Origin of the sequence: Streptomyces sp. RKAG290, assembly GCF_023701695.1 — a bacterium.
Classification (GTDB): Bacteria; Actinomycetota; Actinomycetes; order Streptomycetales; family Streptomycetaceae; genus Streptomyces.
In genome coordinates, this window is sequence record NZ_JAJOZC010000001.1 from 6143723 (window position 1) to 6162124 (window position 18402).

General features: G+C 72.0%; 16 protein-coding genes and 3 pseudogenes. 10 read left to right on the forward strand and 9 right to left on the reverse strand.

Going from position 1 to position 18402, the window contains the following annotated elements:
- Positions 1–8 precede the first annotated feature (8 nt).
- Positions 9–1036, reverse strand: a pseudogene (locus LNW71_RS27150) (phosphotransferase family protein).
- A 154-nt stretch (positions 1037–1190) separates the two neighbouring features.
- On the opposite strand from LNW71_RS27150, the gene LNW71_RS27155 reads away from it, so the two are divergent.
- From LNW71_RS27155 to LNW71_RS27165, 3 genes are all read left to right on the forward strand, one after another.
- A complete protein-coding gene (locus LNW71_RS27155) occupies positions 1191–2480 on the forward strand; it encodes a glucarate dehydratase family protein (RefSeq protein WP_250970609.1) in 1290 nt (429 codons plus the stop codon).
- Between the two features lie 61 nt (positions 2481–2541).
- Positions 2542–2691: a hypothetical protein gene (locus LNW71_RS27160; protein ID WP_308294523.1), complete on the forward strand. Its 150-nt coding sequence runs from the start codon at positions 2542–2544 to the stop codon at positions 2689–2691.
- Between the two features lie 37 nt (positions 2692–2728).
- Entirely contained in the window at positions 2729–3664 is a 936-nt protein-coding gene (locus LNW71_RS27165) for an NADP-dependent oxidoreductase (protein ID WP_250970610.1), read from the forward strand.
- A gap of 77 nt (positions 3665–3741) precedes the next feature.
- Here the strand turns inward: LNW71_RS27165 and LNW71_RS27170 are convergent.
- From LNW71_RS27170 to LNW71_RS27185, 4 genes and pseudogenes are all read right to left on the reverse strand, one after another.
- Positions 3742–4052, reverse strand: a pseudogene (locus LNW71_RS27170) (DUF202 domain-containing protein).
- Positions 4049–4444 carry a DUF202 domain-containing protein gene (locus LNW71_RS27175; protein WP_250970611.1) on the reverse strand — a complete coding sequence of 132 codons (396 nt, stop codon included), beginning with the start codon at positions 4442–4444 and terminating at the stop codon, positions 4049–4051. The pseudogene LNW71_RS27170 and the gene LNW71_RS27175 overlap by 4 nt, the downstream one beginning before the upstream one ends.
- Positions 4445–4487: 43 nt before the next feature.
- Positions 4488–5000, reverse strand: a complete 513-nt coding sequence (locus LNW71_RS27180; RefSeq protein WP_250970612.1) for an NUDIX domain-containing protein — start codon at positions 4998–5000, stop codon at positions 4488–4490.
- 67 nt (positions 5001–5067) lie between these two features.
- Positions 5068–5960, reverse strand: a pseudogene (locus tag LNW71_RS27185) (DMT family transporter).
- A 217-nt stretch (positions 5961–6177) separates the two neighbouring features.
- Here LNW71_RS27185 and LNW71_RS27190 point away from each other — a divergent pair.
- On the forward strand, positions 6178–7833 hold the full coding sequence (locus tag LNW71_RS27190; protein WP_250970613.1) for an FAD-binding dehydrogenase: 1656 nt from the start codon (positions 6178–6180) through the stop codon (positions 7831–7833).
- A 178-nt stretch (positions 7834–8011) separates the two neighbouring features.
- Positions 8012–9250: an aromatic acid exporter family protein gene (locus LNW71_RS27195; RefSeq protein WP_250970614.1), complete on the forward strand. Its 1239-nt coding sequence runs from the start codon at positions 8012–8014 to the stop codon at positions 9248–9250.
- Positions 9251–9295: 45 nt separating this feature from the next.
- Here the strand turns inward: LNW71_RS27195 and LNW71_RS27200 are convergent, their stop codons facing one another.
- The gene (locus tag LNW71_RS27200) at positions 9296–9727 is read right to left on the reverse strand and encodes an ASCH domain-containing protein (protein ID WP_250970615.1); all 432 of its coding nucleotides are present in this window, start codon (positions 9725–9727) and stop codon (positions 9296–9298) included.
- A 192-nt stretch (positions 9728–9919) separates the two neighbouring features.
- Between LNW71_RS27200 and LNW71_RS27205 the strand changes: the two genes are divergently transcribed.
- Positions 9920–10684 carry a molybdopterin-dependent oxidoreductase gene (locus LNW71_RS27205; RefSeq protein WP_250970616.1) on the forward strand — a complete coding sequence of 255 codons (765 nt, stop codon included), beginning with the start codon at positions 9920–9922 and terminating at the stop codon, positions 10682–10684.
- Positions 10668–11315 carry a cytochrome b/b6 domain-containing protein gene (locus LNW71_RS27210; RefSeq protein ID WP_250970617.1) on the forward strand — a complete coding sequence of 216 codons (648 nt, stop codon included), beginning with the start codon at positions 10668–10670 and terminating at the stop codon, positions 11313–11315. Before LNW71_RS27205 ends, LNW71_RS27210 begins: the two co-directional genes overlap by 17 nt.
- Before the next feature lie 259 nt (positions 11316–11574).
- On the opposite strand, the gene LNW71_RS27215 is transcribed toward LNW71_RS27210, so the two are convergent.
- Positions 11575–12972 (reverse strand): gluconate:H+ symporter, encoded by a 1398-nt coding sequence (locus LNW71_RS27215; protein ID WP_250970618.1) that lies wholly within the window; start codon positions 12970–12972, stop codon positions 11575–11577.
- Between the two features lie 11 nt (positions 12973–12983).
- Entirely contained in the window at positions 12984–13493 is a 510-nt protein-coding gene (locus tag LNW71_RS27220; RefSeq protein ID WP_250970619.1) for a gluconokinase, read from the reverse strand.
- Positions 13494–13636: 143 nt separating this feature from the next.
- Between LNW71_RS27220 and LNW71_RS27225 the strand changes: the two genes are divergently transcribed.
- Positions 13637–14338, forward strand: coding sequence for a FadR/GntR family transcriptional regulator (locus tag LNW71_RS27225; protein ID WP_250970620.1), 702 nt, complete (start codon positions 13637–13639; stop codon positions 14336–14338).
- A gap of 7 nt (positions 14339–14345) precedes the next feature.
- Here LNW71_RS27225 and LNW71_RS27230 read toward each other — a convergent pair whose 3' ends face one another.
- Complete coding sequence (locus LNW71_RS27230) at positions 14346–15074, reverse strand: TetR/AcrR family transcriptional regulator (protein WP_250970621.1); 729 nt, start codon at positions 15072–15074, stop codon at positions 14346–14348.
- A 52-nt stretch (positions 15075–15126) separates the two neighbouring features.
- Between LNW71_RS27230 and LNW71_RS27235 the strand changes: the two genes are divergently transcribed.
- Positions 15127–16686, forward strand: coding sequence for an APC family permease (locus tag LNW71_RS27235; RefSeq protein ID WP_374119455.1), 1560 nt, complete (start codon positions 15127–15129; stop codon positions 16684–16686).
- A 49-nt stretch (positions 16687–16735) separates the two neighbouring features.
- Positions 16736–18373: an amidohydrolase gene (locus tag LNW71_RS27240; RefSeq protein WP_250970623.1), complete on the forward strand. Its 1638-nt coding sequence runs from the start codon at positions 16736–16738 to the stop codon at positions 18371–18373.
- The last annotated feature ends 29 nt before the right edge of the window (positions 18374–18402 follow it).

The window sequence follows — 18402 nt, forward strand, 5'->3', positions numbered from 1 at the left end:
GGGGTTGATCAGCCTTCCTGGAGGGTGTTGAGCCCGTGCTGGATGAAGACGGGGACGAGGTCGCCGATGCGGTCGAAGCCGCCGCCGACGGTCTGGCCCAGCGTGTACCGGTAGTGGATGCCCTCCAGGATCACGGCGAGCTTGAACCAGGCGAACGCCGTGTACCAGGAGATGGCGGAGGTGTCCCGGCCGGAGCGGGTGGCGTAGCGCTCGATCAGCTCGGCGGGGAGGGGTGGCCGGCCGCGCCGCTGGTGGTGGAGACCGGCGACTTGGGCAGACCCAGGTCCGAGCTGTACATCACCAGCAGGCCGAGGTCGGTCAGCGGGTCGCCCAGCGTCGACATCTCCCAGTCGAGTACGGCGTTGATCCGGTCGTCGGGGCCGATCAGGACGTTGTCCAGGCGGTAGTCGCCGTGCACGACCGTGGGGGCGGGGGAGACCGGAAGCGCGCGGCCGAGCGCCGCGTGCAGCTCGTCGATGCCCGGCAGTTCGCGGTTGCGGGATGCGTCCAGCTGCTTGCCCCAGCGGCGCAGCTGCCGGTCGAGGAAGCCCTCCGGGCGCCCGAAGTCGCCCAGCCCGACGGCCTCCGGATCCACGGCGTGCAGCTCGACGAGGGTGTCCACCAGGGCGAGTACGGCCTCGCGGGTGCGCTCGGCGCCGAGCGGGGCGAGCTGCTCGGCCGTGCGGAACGGGGTGCCCTCGACGTACTCCATGACGTAGAACGGCGAGCCGATGACCGAGTCGTCCTCGCAGAGCAGCAACGGCTCGGGGACGGGGACGGCCGTCGGGTGCAGCGCGCTGATCACCCGGTGCTCGCGCTTCATGTCGTGCGCGGTGGCCAGCACATGGCCCAGCGGCGGCCGGCGGACGACCCAGCGGCCCGTGCCGTCCGTGTCCGTGACGACGTAGGTCAGGTTCGAACGGCCGCCCTCGATGAGCCGGGCCTCGAGCGGTCCGTTCACCAGACCTGGCCGTTCGCGGTCGAGATGTGCGCGCAACCGGTCGAGGTCGAGACCTGGCGGATGGACTGGGCTCATCGTGCGCACCTCCGGGGTGAATGAACGGTCGGTGTTCATGATGCCGACCAGTCGGTATGTCGTCCAGTGAACTTCCGGAACCGGATGCGTGGAGTCCGGTCCGAATGGTGGCCGGATACTGGCGTTCAGTCGTATCTCTGAATACAGTTCACGTATGGATACAGCCTTGTTGGTCGACGAAGTCCGGCTCACCCCGATCCTCATTGCCGACCCGCCACTCCTCAACACCCAGGGCGTCCACCAGCCGTACACGCCGCGGCTCATCGTGGAGGTCGTCACCCGTGGCGGGGAGACGGGTGTCGGGGAGACCTACGGCGACGGCAAGTACCTCGAGCTGGCCGAGCCGCTCGCCGCCGCTCTGGTCGGACGCCCGGTCAGCGATCTGAACGGACTCTTCGCCCTCGCCGACGAGGTGTGCGGAGATTCACGCGCGGCCGACGCGCGGGTCGACGCCGGCGGGCTGCGTGGCGTCCAGACCGCGGACAAGCTGCGGCTCTCGGTGGTCTCCGGCTTCGAGGTGGCCTGCCTGGACGCGCTCGGCAAGTCCCTGGGCCTGCCCGTGCACGCGCTGCTCGGCGGCAAGGTCCGCGACACCGTCGAGTACAGCGCGTACCTCTTCTACCGCTGGGCCGAGCACCCGGAGGGCGGCGAGCGGGACGACTGGGGAGCGGCCGTCGACCCGGCCGGTGTCGTCGCCCAGGCGCGGCGCTTCGCCCGTGAGTACGGCTTCTCCGCCTTCAAGCTGAAGGGCGGGGTCTTCCCGCCCGACCAGGAGATAGCGGCGGTCCGCGCCCTGGCCGAGGCGTTCCCGGACCAGCCGCTGCGGCTCGACCCCAACGGCGCCTGGTCCGTCGAGACCTCGCTGTACGTCGCCGAGCAGCTGAAGGACGTACTCGAATACCTGGAGGACCCGGCGAGCGGCACGGAACTGATGGCCGCGGTCGCCGCGGGCACCGACGTCCCGCTCGCCACGAACATGTGCGTCACCACGCTCGCCGAGGTCCCTGAGGCCTTCGCCCGGGACGCCGTCCAGGTCATCCTCTCCGACCACCACTACTGGGGCGGACTGCACCGCACCCGCGAACTGGCGGGCATCTGCCGCACCTTCGGCGTCGGACTGTCCATGCACTCCAACACCCACCTCGGGATCAGCCTCGCCGCCATGACGCACGTCGCGGCCACCGTCCCCAACCTCGACTACGCCTGCGACAGCCACTACCCCTGGCAGACCGAGGACGTCATCACGGTCCGCCATGTGTTCGAGGACGGCCGGCTCACCGTCTCCGACGCCCCGGGCCTCGGTGTCGAACTCGACCGGGAACGCCTGGCCGTCCTGCACCGCCGCTGGCTCGAGGACGACGGCACGATGCGCGAGCGCGACGACGCCGCCGCGATGCGCAAGGCCGAGCCGGAGTGGCGCACGCCGTCGATCCCGCGCTGGTGAATCCGGCGCCGCGTGCGCGGGCCCGCGACGGCAGACGGCCGGGTGCACCGGCCTGCCCCTGGTGCGTGATCTGGGGTGCGTCCCCATGGTCGTCGGCGGGCTCGACCGGGCCGCGTACCTGGAGGCCACGACGGCCTTCCTGATCGGGCTCTGGCACTGCGGCCACGACCCGCGCACGCTGCTGCCGCCCTTCGAGGCCGCCACGGCATGAACTTGCGCCACTCCTGACCTGCCCCGATGGTCGAAGGATGAAGGCGATCAGCTACAGCAGGTACGGCGGGGCCGAGGTCATGGAGTACGGCGAGCGGCCCGATCCCAAGGTCGGCCCCGACACCGTCCTGGTGAAGGTGCGGGCCGCTGCGGTCAACCCGGTCGACTGGAAGGCCCGCGAGGGCCATCTCGATGCCGGGCTCGAAGCGGTCTTCCCGGTGATTCCGGGCTGGGACGTGTCCGGTGTCGTGGTGCAGCCGGGTGTCGCCGTCGACGAGTTCGCGGTCGGCGACGAGGTCATCGGCTACGTGCGGGAGGACTTCCTGTCCCGCGGCACGTTCGCCGAGTACGTCGCCGCCCCGGTGCGGACCCTCGCCCGCAAACCGCTGAGCCTGAGCTTCGAGGAGGCCGCGGGGCTGCCGCTGGCCGGGCTCACCGCGTACCAGGTGCTCCACCGGTCGCTGCGGATCGGCGAGGGCGACACCGTCCTCGTCCACGCCGCGGCGGGCGGCGTCGGCTCGATCGCCGTCCAGCTCGCCCGCCACGCCGGCTGCCGGGTCATCGGGACCGCGAGCGAGCACAACCACGAACACCTGCGGCAGCTCGGCGCGGAGCCGGTGGAGTACGGGGACGGGCTCGCCGACCGGCTGCGGGCCCTGGCCCCGGACGGGATCGACGCGGCCTTCGACACGGTGGGCGGCGAGGCCCTGCGGGTGTCCGCGGAGACCCTCGCGCCGGACGGACGGCTGGCCTCCATCGCGGACGGCGAGGTCTTCTCGTACGGCGGCAGGTACGCCTTCGTGCGGCCCGACGCCAAGGACCTGGCCCACCTGGCCGAACTGGCCGAGCAGGGCATCGTCTCCGTCCACGTCGACCGGGTCTTCCCGCTGGCGGAGGCCGCGGAGGCCTACCGGCTCAACGAGCAGGGGCGCACCCGCGGCAAGATCGTCGTCACGGTGGACTGGGAGGGCTGACGCGCCGGGTGCCGGGCCGCGGAGAAGGGCCGCAGCAGGGCGCCCGCAGCGGAGTGCCCGCAGAAGAAGGGCCGCCCTCAGAAGAGCATGGCCGCCGCGAACACGGCCAGGGCGACCGTGCACGCCGCGGCCGCCGCGGCCTCCCGGCCCCGAGCGTCCGCGGGCGGGCGGTGCCCATGCCCTGCACCCGCCGGTTCGCCACCCGCAGGAAACCCAGCCAGGCGAGCACGCTCAACGACAGGGCGACGACCCCTGTCGGGCCTGCCCCGCCGTGCAGCGCCTGCCTGCCCGCCAGCAGGGCCACCACCGTGCAGGAGAGCGTGGTGCGCCGCCAGGCCAGCCTGGTCCGCTCCGGCTGCAGGCCGGGGTCCCGCTCTTCGGCACTCACCGGCCCTCCCAGCCGAAGAGGACCACCACCACCATCGCCACGGCGACGACGGCGACCGCAAGACCCAGCAGCGTCGGGAACCGGGACACCGGCAGGTCCTCGCCCCGCCGCATGGCCCGCTCGCAGCGCACCCAGTGGTTGACCGCCCGCAGCGCGCACAGCACACCGGCCGCGAGCAGGGCCAGCGCGAGCCCGGCCCGCACCCCCCAGGCGAGCTCCGGCAGGAACTGGTCGACCGCGAAACCGCCGCCGATCAGCGCGAGAGCCGTCCGGATCCAGGCCAGGAAGGTCCGCTCGTTGGCGAGCGAGAAGCGGTAGTCGGGTGTGTCGCCCTCTTCGCGGATCCGCTGCGGCGCGAACCACAGCCGCAGGCTCTGTACGAATTCGTTCACGTTCGGACCTTATCTGCCGCTCCGGAGCGCCCCGCGGGCCGGTTCAGGACGCTTCCCGGAACGCCCGGAGCCGGTGGTGGCCCTCCAGCCCGTCGGGCACCCACGGCCAGTCGCCGAGCCGCTCGGCAAGCTCCGCGTCGTCGAGGAAGGTGTGCCAGGCGACCTCCTCCACCTGCGGTCGCACCGGCAGCTCGCACCGTACCTGGTAGACGTAGGACCACCAGCTGTGCCCGTCGCTGTCGTAGAGGAACTTGAAGAGGGGCTCGGGCCGGGGGAGCCCGGACACCCCCAGCTCCTCCTCCGCCTCCCGCAGCGCCGCCTCGTCGTACGTCTCGCCGGCGCCGACGACCCCGCCGACGAACATGTCGTAGTGCGACGGGAAGACCAGCTTGGTGGCGGTCCTGCGGTGCACGAAGATCCGGCCCTCGGCGTCCCGGGCCTCGATGAAGACGCAGCGGTGGCGCAGGCCGCGCGCGGTGGCCTCGCCGCGCGTGGCCTGCCCGACGACCTCGTCGTTCTCGTCGACGATGTCCAGGATCTCGTCAGAAGGTGTCATGCACCTCATCCAACAGCAGAGCGCGGGCAGTGATCACTGCCCGCCGGACCGGGTGTGGCCGGATGGCTCAGTTCGGCTGGAGGCTCTGCGTACGGCGTCCGCCGACCGGCCCCTCCGGCATCGCCGGATGCAGCCCCAGCAGCACGATCCCGACCACGATCGCCGCGAGCCCGGCCGCCTGCCACGCCAGGGCGCCCGTGTCGGTCCGCACCTGGTCGCCGAGGAACCCGATCCCGCAGGCGATCCCGGCCAGCGGCTGGGCCGCGGTCAGGGCCGGCAGCGACATCCGCAGCGGGCCCGTCTCGAAGGCGCTCTGCACCAGGATCAGCCCCGTCACCCCCAGCACCAGCACCGCGTACGGCTGCCAGCTCGTCACCAGCCCGGCCCAGCCCCTTCCGAGAGCCGCTCACCGGTGACCCGGGTGAGGGCGTCCTGGAGGCCGTACAGCAGCCCGGCCGCCACCGCGAGCAGCGCCGGGGCCGCCGCCGACCGGGAGCGGGCGGCGAACATGGTGAGCGCCAGGGCCAGGCCCGCCACCACGCCGATCACCAGCCAGTGCCGCAGCGGGCTCGACACCGCCTCGCCGCCCTTGGGCTCGCCCGCCAGCAGGAACGCCGCGACGCCGCCCGCCAGCAGCCAGAGCCCGGCCCAGCCCTGCCGGCCCAGCCGCTGGCCGGTGCGGTGACGGGACAGCGCCATCGCGAAGAGGAGATTGGTCGCGAGGAGCGGCTCGACGACGGAGACCTCGCCCTTGCCCAGGGCCAGCGCCCCCAGCACCATGCCGCAGACCATCAGCCCGATGCCGGCCAGCCAGCTCGGCACCCGCATCAGATCCAGCAGCAGCCGGGGCGACAGATAGTCGCTCCTCGGGGCGTGGCTGGCCGCGGCCTGCTGCAGCACGAAGCCGAACCCCAGACAGCAGGCGGCGCTCACGGCGAGTACGAGAACCAGCACCGACACGCTTCTCTACCCCAAGTCAGGCCGGAAGAGGGTGATTTGTTTCGACGATAGCGCGTGGGCGCCGCGGGTGCGGCCGGAGCGCCGCCGACCGGGCGGTTGACGCCGGGGCAGCCGGTGCCGAAGATCTGACGCACCAGTAACTTCGCGAGCAACCTCACGGGTGAGGTGCGGTCCTTCCGCCGACCGTGGCCGGTTCGCCCCGACAAGGATGGAACCCATGGCGTACGACGCTGATGTGATCGTGATCGGGGCAGGACTCGCCGGGCTGGTCGCCACCGCCGAGCTCGTCGACGCGGGCCGCTCGGTGATCCTGCTCGACCAGGAACCCGAACAGTCGCTCGGCGGCCAGGCGCACTGGTCCTTCGGCGGTCTCTTCCTGGTCGACTCGCCCGAACAGCGCCGGATGCGGATCAAGGACAACCACGACCTCGCCCTCCAGGACTGGCTCGGAACAGCGGGCTTCGACCGCAAGGAGGACCACTGGCCACGGCAGTGGGCCGAGGCGTACGTCGACTTCGCCGCCGGCGAGAAGCGCTCCTGGCTGCACGCGCAGGGCATGCGGTTCTTCCCCGTCGTCGGCTGGGCCGAGCGCGGCGGGTACGACGCGAACGGCCACGGCAACTCCGTGCCCCGCTTCCACATCACCTGGGGCACCGGCCCCGGCGTCGTCGCCCCCTTCGAGCGCCGGGTGCGCGCGGGCGTCGCCAAGGGGCTCGTCAGCTTCCGCTTCCGGCACCGGGTCACCGGTCTCGGCCGCACCGGGGGCACGCTCGACACGGTGAGCGGCGAGATCCTGGAGCCGAGCGGCGCGGCACGCGGGACCGCGAGCAGCCGGGAGACCGCAGGCAGCTTCGAGCTCAGGGCCCAGGCGGTGATCGTCACCTCCGGCGGTATCGGCGGCAACCACGACCTCGTGCGCAAGCAGTGGCCGGAGCGGCTCGGCACCCCGCCCGCCAAGATGCTGTCCGGTGTCCCCGCCCACGTGGACGGGCTGATGCTCGGCATCACCGAGGACGCGGGCGCCCACCACATCAACCGCGACCGGATGTGGCACTACACCGAGGGCATCGAGAACTGGAACCCGATCTGGGCCAAGCACGGCATACGCATCCTGCCCGGCCCGTCCTCGCTCTGGCTGGACGCCCGCGGCAAGCGGCTGCCCGTCCCGCTCTTCCCGGGCTTCGACACGCTCGGCACCCTCGAACACATCATGCGGACCGGCCACGACTACACCTGGTTCGTGCTGGACCAGAAGATCATCGGCAAGGAGTTCGCGCTCTCCGGCTCCGAGCAGAACCCCGACCTGACCGGTAAGTCCGTGCGCGGTGTGTTCGGCCGGGCGCGGGCGGACGTGCCGGCTCCGGTGAAGGCGTTCATGGACAACGGGGCGGACTTCGTCGTCGAGAACGACCTGAGCGCCCTGGTCCGCGGAATGAACGCGGTGACCGGCGACTCGCTCATCGACGAGGACGAACTGCGCCGCGAGATCACCGCCCGCGACCGGGAGGTGGCCAACCCCTTCACCAAGGACCTCCAGATCACGGCGATCCGGGGCGCCCGTGCCTACCTCGGCGACAAGCTGATCCGTACGGCCGCGCCGCACCGCATCCTGGACCCGAAGGCCGGGCCGCTGATCGCCGTGCGGCTGAACATCCTGACCCGTAAGTCGCTCGGCGGCCTGGAGACGGACCTGTCCTCCCGGGTGCTCACCGCCGACGGCTCCCCGCTGGCCGGGGTGTACGCGGCAGGCGAGGCGGCGGGGTTCGGCGGCGGCGGCGTGCACGGCTACCGCTCGCTGGAGGGCACCTTCCTCGGCGGCTGCATCTTCTCCGGGCGGGCCGCCGGCCGGGCCGCGGCCGAGGCGGTCGGGTGAGGCCCGTTCCGCAGGCGGCCGGCCGGGACGTGCTCAGGTAACGGCAGGCCCTGAGCACGTCCCGGCCGGCCTGCCGGGCCCCCCGGCCCGTCGGCGTGGCGGGGCATCCGCGCGTCCGTCCGGTGGGGTTCGGCGCGCGGAACCGTGCCGAGGCGCCGGATGCGGGCATGGGAAGGAGATGCCAGGAGTAGCCGAGCCCGTGATCAACCTCGTCCGGCGCACCACCGAATCCGTCCGGGTCCAGACCCTGCGTTCCACGGGCGCCGCGGTGATCGCCTATGTCGTGGCGACCTCCACACTGTCCCAGCCCGCACCACTGACCGCTCCGCTCACCGCGCTTCTCGTCGTCCAGGTCACGCTGTACGCCACCCTCACCACGGGGATCCGGCGAGTGAACGCCGTGGTCGTCGGGGTGCTCATCGCGAGCGGGTTCAGTTCCCTGGTCGGGCTGTCGTGGTGGAGCCTCGGGCTGACGATCTTCACCTCGCTGATCATCGGCCGGCTGGTCCGGGTCAACGAGTTCGTCCCGGAGGTGGCGATCAGCGCCATGCTGGTGCTCGGCGTCGCCCAGGTCGCCGACACCGCGTGGGAGCGCGTGTTCGAAACGCTGATCGGCGCGGGTGTGGGGCTCCTGTTCAACCTGCTGTTCGCCCCGCCCGTGTGGGTGGAGACCGCGGGGGCGTCGATCGACGGACTGGCCCGTGAGATGGGGCAGATGTTCCGCGACCTGGGCGGCGACCTGGGCGGCCGGGTCACCGTGGAGCAGGCGGCCGAGCGGCTGCACCGGGCCCGCCGCATCGACCACGACATCGTGGCCGTGGACGCCTCGCTGCGACAGGCCGAGGAGAGCATCAGGCTCAACCCGCGGGTCCGGCAGGGGCTGCTCTACCGCGTCGTGCTGCGCACCGGTCTGGACACCCTGGAGATCTGCGCCGTGGTGCTGAGGGTGTTGGCCAGGACGCTGACCGACCTGGCGAAGGACCGGGTCGACGAACCCCTCTTCCCCGCAGAGGTGGCCGCCGGGCTCACGGAGCTCTTCGGGCAGATGGCGGAGGCCGTCGAGAGCTTCTCGACGCTGATCACCACCCCGGTCGCCGCCGGCGCGGAGGATGCCGAGTCGAGGCTGGCCGATGCCCTGACGGTCAGCCGCACGACCCGCGACCGGGTGGCGGACATGCTGCTGGCGGCGGTCCAGCAGCATCCCAGGAAGTGGCAGCTGCACGGAGCCCTGCTCGCCGAGGTCGACCGCATTCTCGACGAGCTCGACATCGAGAAGCGCACCGAGCGCCTCGGCAAGGAGCTCGACCGGCACTCGGGGGAACTGCACGCGCGCCATCCCCGCCTGCTCGCTCTCAGACGCCGGCTGGACCTCACGAAGGGCGTGAACCGGGCCAAGGCCGAGACGGGCGGGAGGTGAGGCGGGAGGCGGGCACCCCCCTCGCCCCGTCCGCTCCCTGTCCGGTCAGGCGGGATCGAGCAGCTCGACGACCCGGAACCGTTCGGCGACGACCAGCGTGTCGTCGTCGACCGTGAACTCCGGGTCGCCGAGCGCCTCCCGCATCTCGTCGCTGTGCCAGAAACGCTCGTGACCCGCCCGCCACTGCGCGACCGAGGTGTCGCCCTCGCCCTCGTCGAGCACATGCGGGAGATCGACGTCCCCGAGCCGCAGAATCCGTACCTCCGTCACCTCCAGCACCGCGATCTCCCGGCCGTCGGAGTCGATCAGGGCGGAGCGCTCACCCACCGGGGGCGGCTCCTCCTTCTCCGCCTCGTACTCCACGAGCAGTCCGGTCGTGGACACCTTGCGCCCGTCGAGCACCGCGGCGACCAGCTGATCGCGCAGGGGTCCCGGGAAGACGAGAAGGAAGGGCTTGAGCGCTTCACGGTTCGGCATGGCGCAAGTCTGGCATGTGCCGGCCGGCCACGGCCGGGAGCGGGCGGACCGCCCGGTCCGGGCAACCGGACGTGGTGGCAGGGCTTTTGGCGGCGCCGGGACGGTCGCGGCGGCGCGGCCGAATCTGACCGATCGGTGACGGACCGCCGTCGCCCCTGGCGTCCGGCGGCCCGGAGTGCTCGAATCGGAGGTGTGAACAGTCCATCTCCCGACTCAGGCCCGGACAGGGCAGGGCCAGGACCCGACCCGGACGCCACGGGCACGCCCGTCGGCCGCCGCCTGGTCCTGACGATGCTCGGCCTGGGCGCCGCCGGGCTCGTCGCCGCCCCCGTTCTGCAGCGGACCCTGGAATCGGGCCTGGGCGCGATCGCCGACAAGGACCCCACCGGGCTGACCGGGCTGCTGCCCAACGGCGGCGGTTTCCGGTACTACTCCGTGGCCTCGTCCGTACCGACGAAGAGCGCGGCCGACTACCGGCTGACCGTCGACGGGCTGGTCGACCGCCCGGCCACGTACACCCTGGACGCCCTGAAGGCGCTGCCGCAGACCCGGATGGTCCGTGACGTGCAGTGCGTGACGGGGTGGCGGGTGCCCGAGACCCCGTTCGAGGGCGTACGGCTCTCGGCGCTGCTGGACGCGGCGGGTGTCCGGCCGGGGGCGAAGGCGATCCGCTTCACCTGCTTCGACGGCACCTACAGCGAGAGCCTGACCCTCGCCCAGGCCCGCCGCGCCGACGTGCTGGTCGCCCTGCGCATGCAGGACCGGCCGGTGTCCCACTCCCACGGCGGCCCGGTCCGGCTCTATGTGGCCCCGATGTACTTCTACAAGTCGGCGAAATGGCTCTCCGGGATCACCGTCACGGACTCCGTACGCCCCGGTTACTGGGAAGAGCTCGGATATGACGTCGACGCCTGGGTCGGCCGGTCCAACGGCCGTGACGATGCCCCCACGACCTGAGGCGCCGGGCCGGGTGCACCGGTTCGGCCGGGCGGTGCGGTGGGTGCACCGCAGCACGGCGGCGCTGATGCTGCTCTGTGTGGCGACGGCCGCCTGCCTGTACGTGCCGCAGCTCGCCGAGCTCGTGGGCCGCCGTCACCTCGTGGTCACCGTGCACGAATGGTCCGGGCTGCTGATCCCCGTGCCCCTGCTGGCAGGTCTGTGCGGGCGGGCCGTGCGCGCCGATGTGTCCCGGCTGAACCGCTTCGGGCCGCACGACCGGACGTGGCTGCGGGCGGTGCGCCGCCGGGACCACCGGCCCGCTTCCCGGCCGGCCGGGAAGTTCAACGCGGGTCAGAAGCTGTACGCGGCGTGGATCGCGGGCGCGGTGCTGGTGATGGCCGGCACCGGGCTGCTGATGTGGTTCACCGGGCTGGCCCCGCTGATGTGGCGGACCGGCGCGACGTTCGTCCACGACTGGCTGGCACTGGCGATCGGCATCGTGCTGGGCGGCCACATCGCGATGGCGTACGCCGACCCGGAGGCACGCCGTGGCATGCGCACCGGATCGGTCGAGCGCCGGTGGGCCCGCCGCGAGCACCCGCTGTGGCGGATTCCCGAGGACCCGGCCGAACTGCCGGAGGACCGGTGAGGACGGCAGTCCGCCGACCGGCCCGAGGGCCTGCGGTCCGGATCGCGCCGGGCCTGCGGGACACGGTCCCCGAGCCGGCCTGATCCAAACGAAAGACCTAGGGCCTCTCGTTTGGATCATGCCGGGCTCGCGTGCCCCGGCACCGCACCTCGCGGCGTTGTCGTCGGTCGCCGACGCTCCGCGTCAGCTCCCTCCTCCGCCTTGCGAGGCACAGCACCGGACCCCGCTCCCTTATCCGGCCTGATCCGAACGAAAGACCCTAGAGGACCAGCGACAGCAGCAGGATGAAGATCAGCGAGACCACGGAGATGATGGTCTCCATCACCGACCAGGTCTTCACCGTCTGGCCGACGTCCATCCCGAAGTACTCCTTCACCAGCCAGAACCCCGCGTCGTTGACATGGCTGAAGAAGAGCGAGCCCGCGCCGACGGCGAGGACCAGCAGTGCGACGTGCGAGGTCGACATGTCGGCCGCCAGCGGGGCGACCAGACCGGCCGCCGAGATGGTGGCCACGGTCGCCGAGCCGGTCGCGAGCCGGATCGCCACGGCGATCAGCCAGCCGAGCAGCAGGGCGGGAATCGACCAGCTCTCGGAGAGGTCCAGGATCATCTGGCCCACACCGGCATCGATGAGGGTCTGCTTGAAGCCGCCGCCCGCGCCCACGATCAGCAGCACACCCGCGATCGGGACAAGGGACTTCTCCACGGTGGTGGACAGCCGGCCCTTGGTGAACCCGGCCGCCCGGCCCAGCGTGAACATGGCGACGACGACGGCGGTGAGCAGCGCGATCAGGGGGGAGCCGATCACATCGGTGACCTGCTGGACGCCCTGCTCGGGGTCGTCCACCACGATCTCCACGAGCGCCTTGACCAGCATCAGGACGACTGGCAGCAGGATCGTCGCCAGGGTGGCGCCGAAGCTCGGCCGACGGTCCAGGTCCTCGGCGGGGCGCTGCGGGACCATGTTCTCCGGCGCCTTGATGTCCACCCAGCGGGCGGCGAAGCGGGAGAAGACCGGTCCGGCGAGGATCACCGTCGGGATGGCGACCACGACGCCGAGGGCCAGCGTGACACCCAGGTTGGCGTCGAGGGCGTCGATCGCCACGAGCGGGCCGGGGTGCGGGGGGATGAGCCCGTGCATCACGGAGAGGCCGGCCAGCGCCGGAATGCCGATCCGCATCAGGGAGTAGTTGCCGCGCTTGGCGACCAGCAGCACCACCGGGATCATCAGCACGATCCCGACCTCGAAGAACAGCGGCAGGCCGATGATCGAGGCGATCAGGACCATCGCCCACGGCATGGCCCGGCGGCTCGCCTTGGCGAGGATGGTGTCGACGATCTGGTCCGCGCCGCCGGAGTCGGCGAGCAGCTTGCCCAGGATCGCGCCGAGTGCGATGAGGACACCCACACCCGCGACTGTCGAGCCGAGGCCCGCGGTGAAGCTCGCTATCGTCTTGGCCGGCGCGGCGCCGGCGAACGAACCGAGCGCCAGCGAGCCGATGGTGAGCGCAAGGAACGCGTGCATCTTGAACTTGGTGATGAGCAGAACGATGACGGCGATGCCCGCCAGAACTGCGATGCCCAACTGAGCGTTGCCGGCCGAAGTGATGGGTTCGACGGCGTCCGCTGCCAGCATCTCGACGCTGAGACCGGTCACGGTGATGATCCTTAGTCGTCGAGCCGGCGCAGCGCGGCGACGGCTCGCTCGGTGATTTCTTCGGGGCTGCCCGACACGTCCACGGCGACGCCGGCCTCGTCGGCCTCCAGCGGCTGCAGGGTGGCGAACTGCGAGTCGAGGAGTGCGGTCGGCATGAAGTGGCCCTTGCGGTCCGCCATCCGCTCCTCGATCAGGGACCGGTCGCCGGTCAGGTGGAGGAACACGGCTCCGGGGGCCTCGCTGCGCAGCCGGTCGCGGTAGGCCCGCTTCAGCGCCGAGCTGCTGACCACGCCGCCGAGCCCTGCCCGGCCGTGCGCCCACTGCCCGATCGCGTCCAGCCAGGGCCACCGGTCGGCGTCCTCCAGCGGGGTTCCGGCCGACATCTTGGCGATGTTCGCCGGGGGATGGAAATCGTCGCCCTCGGCGTACGGGACGCCCAGTGCGGCGGCGAGCAGGGGACCGATCGTGGTCTTGCCGGTCCCTGCGACGCCCATCACCACGACGACGTGGGGGGTGCTCATGAGAGGTGCCTCGCTGTCTCTTCGATGTCTTCCTCGACATCGGTCCGTCGCGCTACTGAAACCTATACGTACGACTTATTCAAGATGCTGTGACATAAACGTCGTACTTTATGGTCCCGGGAGGGCCCCCGTAGTCTTGGGCCATGACCACACCTGCCCAGGGGCTGCATACGCATGTGCTGGACACCCTGGGCCTGGAGATCGCCGCGGGTGAGCATCCGCCCGGTCAGGTGCTGCGCACCGACGAGCTGGCCCAGCGCTTCGAGGTCTCGCGCACGGTCGTCCGGGAAGTGATCCGGGTGCTGGAGTCCATGCACCTGGTCGAGTCCCGGCGCCGGGTCGGCGTCACCGTACGGCCGACCGAGGCCTGGAACGTCTACGACCCCCAGGTCATCCGCTGGCGGCTGGCCGGCGCCGACCGCCCGCGCCAGCTGCGCTCACTGACCGTCCTGCGGTCGGCGATCGAGCCCGTCGCCGCCTCGCTCGCCGCCCGCCACGCCACCCCGGCCCAGTGCGCCGAGCTCACCGAACGGGCCCTCGGCATGGTCGCCACCTCGCGCGGCCAGCAGCTGGAGGGCTATCTGGAACACGACATCGCGTTCCACCGGATCGTCCTCAACGCCTCCGGCAACGAGATGTTCGCGCGGCTCGGCGACGTGGTCGCCGAGGTCCTGGCGGGGCGCACGCACCACCAGGTGATGTTCGAGGACCCCGACCCGGCGGCCGTCACCCTCCATGTCCGGCTCGCCGAAGCGGTGCGCGAGGGCGACGCGGCGGCGGCGGAGCGGCTGACCAAGGAGATCGCGGTGGGCGCCCTGCATGAACTCGACGTGCTCGCCCCCTGAACCTCCGTCACGCGCCCGGCTGGGTCTCCCGCACGTGCTGCAGCCGCGCGGCGGCCGCGGCGAGCACCATCTCCAGCGCCGCCGGATAGCCGCTGCGGCCCATCTCCGCGACCAGCAGTGACGCGGTCGCCGCGATGTGCGGGTGGGTCGCCGCCGGCTGCCGGGCGTAGACCTCCGGCCAGGCCTGGACCTCCTGCGCCCTGGCCTGCTCCGAGAGCACCAGCGTCGACGCGTCCAGCGCCGCGAACGACAGCGTCTGGTCGACGAAGACGTGGTAGATCCGTACCGCCTCGCCGTCCGGGAAGCCCGCGCTCCGCAACACCCCGAGGATCGCCTCCACCGACCGCACCTCGTGCGTCCGGCCGGTCACCCGGGAGCACGTCAGCATCGCCGCCTGCGGATGGGCCAGGTAGTCCGCGTGCATCCGCAGCCCCAGTGCCCGCAGGTCCGCCCGCCAGTCGCCGGTCGGCCGCCAGGTGCGCAGGGTCCGGCCGATCAGCTCGTCGGCCACCGCGAGCAGCAGCTCGTCCGTGTCCCGGAAGTACCGGTAGAGGGCGCTCGGGTCGCACCCCAGCGCCGCGCCCAGCCGGCGCACGGTGAGCGCCGCCGCCCCGTGCTCGCCGATCAGCCGCAGCGCCGTCTCCACGATCAGTTGCTCCGACAGCACCGTGCCCTGCTTGGTGGGACGCCTGCGGCGCCGCGCACCCTCCGCCACGACCCGCTCGCTCGCCTTCATGCGGGGCACCTTATGACAACAGCGTTGACCTGAGGAACCCCCGCAGAGTTCGATGTGCCGCCATCGGGGCCGAAAAGCGCCCCTCGGCGAAGGAGCGACCGTGACGTCCCCTCGTACTCCCCGCAGCGACGAACCACCCGCGCCCGCCGCCCTGCGCAAGAGCCTCGGTCTGGTCGACGGATTCGTCATCGCGGCCTCGTCGACCGCGGCCACCACCAGCATCGGCATCGGGCTCGGTGTCACCGCGGGCGCCGTCGGACTGCATCTGCCGATCATCATGCTGCTCGCCTTCCTGCCGATCCTGGGCATCGCGAGCGCGTACTCCCGGCTCAACCGGGTCGAGCCGAACATGGGCAGCGGCTACGTCTGGGTCGGCCGCTCCCTCAGCCCCTGGCTCGGCTTCCTCGTCGGCTGGATCGGCATCGTCTCCACGATCGTCTTCCTCGCCTACACCACCACCGTCACCGGCTCCGCCCTGCTCCAGCTCGCGGGCGAGGGCGGACTGCACGACGTGGCCGGGCTCCACCTCGACCCGGACTCCACCGCCCAGTCGACCGCGCTCGGCATCGTCGTCCTGGTCGCCGTCACCTTCACCGCGATCACCGGCATCCGCTCGGCCGCCAACCTCCAGAAGTACCTCCTGGTGTTCGAGTACGTCGTCCTGCTCGGCTTCTGCGGATACGGACTGTTCGCCGGCCCGCACCCGTTCAGCCTCGACTGGATCAACCCGTTCACCATCCCCTCCGGGCAACAGCTGGCCCAGGGGCTGCTGCTCTCCGTCTTCTGCTTCTGGGGCTTCGAGTCCTCCTTCAGCGTCACCGAGGAGATCCGCGACCCGCAGGACGCCTCCCGGGCCGGAACCATCACGCTCTTCACCATGCTGGGCCTGTTCCTGCTCGGCTCCTTCGCCTTCCAGCGCGTCCTGTCGCTCGACGAGCTGACCGGTCACGGCGCCCAGGGGCTCACCTACTTCGGTGACCGGCTGGCCGGCCAGCCGCTTGCCGCGCTGCCGTTGATCGCCCTCACCTTCTCCGCGGTCGCCTCGCTGCAGTCCGGGGTGATACCGACGGTGCGCGGCATGTTCGCGATGGGCCGCGACCGGACGCTCGGACCGCTCTGGACCAGGATCAGCCCCAGGTACGGGACGCCCGCAGCCGGAACCGTCGTGGTGGGCTGCGTCGCCGCCGCCATCGCGGTGCTCTCGCTGGTCATCCCGCGGGTCGGTGACCTGATCCTGGCGTCCGTGAACGCCATCGGGGTGGTCGTCGCGATCTACTACGCCCTCACCGCGCTGGCCGCGGCGGCGCGCTTCCGCGGCGCCCTGCGGGAGAGCTGGTCACTGGCCCTGCGGGCGGTACTGCTCCCCGTGGCCAGCGCCGCCGTGCTGCTCGGCCTCGGCGGCTACCTCTGCTGGACGTTCTACACCTCGGCCGACCACTTCGAAATCAGCCCGGACAACGGGTGGTTCATGCTCTTCTGCCCGGCCGTCATGCTGCTCAGCGGTGTCGGCGCGGCCGCCTGGGCCAAGTGGGCAAGGAAATCCCCCTACTTCGTCACCGGCCGGTCCGTACCGCCGGACCCGCTCGCGGAACCCGCCCCCGGCCCGGCCTGACCCACCCCGCACACAGACCGCCCCCACCACCCGACCGAACGGAACCACCATGCCCCGCACCCCCGCCGACCTCGTGTTCACCGGCGGCCCCGTCCACACGACGGACGCCGCCCGCACCCGCGCCACCACCGTCGCCGTCACCGCCGACCGGATCACCGCGGTCGGCCACGACGAGGTACGCGCACTCATCGGCCCACGCACCGAGGTGGTGGACCTCGCCGGCCGCCTGCTGCTCCCCGGCTTCCAGGACGCCCACATCCATCCGGTCACCGCCGGCCTCGAACTCGCGCAGTGCAACCTCACGGAGGCCGGGGACGCCACCGAGACCGTCGCCGCGGTACGGGCCTACGCCGACGCGCACCCGGCAGCTGACTGGATCACCGGCGGCGGCTGGTCGATGGACGCGTTCGACGGCGGCGCCCCCACCAGGGAGCAGCTCGACACCGCCGTGCCTGACCGCCCCGCCTACCTGGTCAACCGCGACCATCACGGCGCCTGGGTCAACAGCAGGGCCCTCGCCCTCGCCGGGATCGACCGGCACACCCCCGACCCGGCCGACGGCCGCATCGAACGCGACGCGAGCGGCGAACCCACCGGCCTCCTCCAGGAGGGCGCCATGGACCTGGTCGCCCGCCACACCCCCCGCTCCACCGCCGCCGACCGGCTCGCCGCCCTGCTGCGTGCCCAGCGACTGCTCCACGCGTACGGAATCACCGCCTGGCAGGACGCCATCATCGGCGGCTACGGCTCGATGGACGACGCGTCCGACGCCTATCTGACGGCGGACCGCGACGGCTCGCTCACCGCGCGCGTCAACGGCGCCCTGTGGTGGGACCGCGAGCGCGGCACCGAGCAGATACCCGGACTCGTCGCCCGGCGCGAGGAACTGAGCGGCCGGAACTTCCGCGCCGGATCCGTGAAGATCATGCAGGACGGCGTCGCCGAGACCGGCACCGCCGCCCTGCTCGCCCCCTACCTCGACGCCTGCGGCTGCGCCACCGCCAACAGCGGCACCAGCTTCGTGGACCCCGTCGAACTGCGCCGCTACGTCACCGAGCTGGACGCCCTCGGCTTCCAGACCCACTTCCACGCGCTGGGCGACCGCGCGGTGCGCGAGGCGCTGGACGCCGTCGAGGCCGCCCGTGCCGCCAACGGGCGCACCGACACCCGCCCTCACCTCGCCCACCTCCAGATCGTCCACCCCGACGACATCCCCCGCTTCCGCGCACTCGGTGCCACGGCGAACATCCAGCCGCTCTGGGCCGCCCACGAACCCCAGATGGACGAGCTGACGATCCCCTTCCTCGGCGACGAACGCGCCGCGCTCCAGTACCCGTTCGGCGCGCTGCTGCGCTCCGGGGCCACCGTGGCCGCCGGTTCCGACTGGCCGGTCAGCAGCGCCGACCCGCTGCACGGCATCCACACCGCGGTCAACCGCGTCGCGCCCCGGGCGGACGGACCCGCCTTCCTCCCCGGGCAGCGCCTCTCACTGACCGACGCCCTCGCCGCGTACACGGCGGGCTCGGCGTACGTGAACCACCTGGACGACACCGGCAGCATCCGCGCCGGCGCGCTGGCCGACCTGGTGGTCCTGGACCGCGACCCGTACGCCGCACCCGTCGAGGAGATCGCCGAGACCCGGGTCCTTCGGACGTACGTGGGCGGCCGGCGGGTGTACGGGGACTGACGGGAGCGGCGTGCCGGTTCGCTCCGACG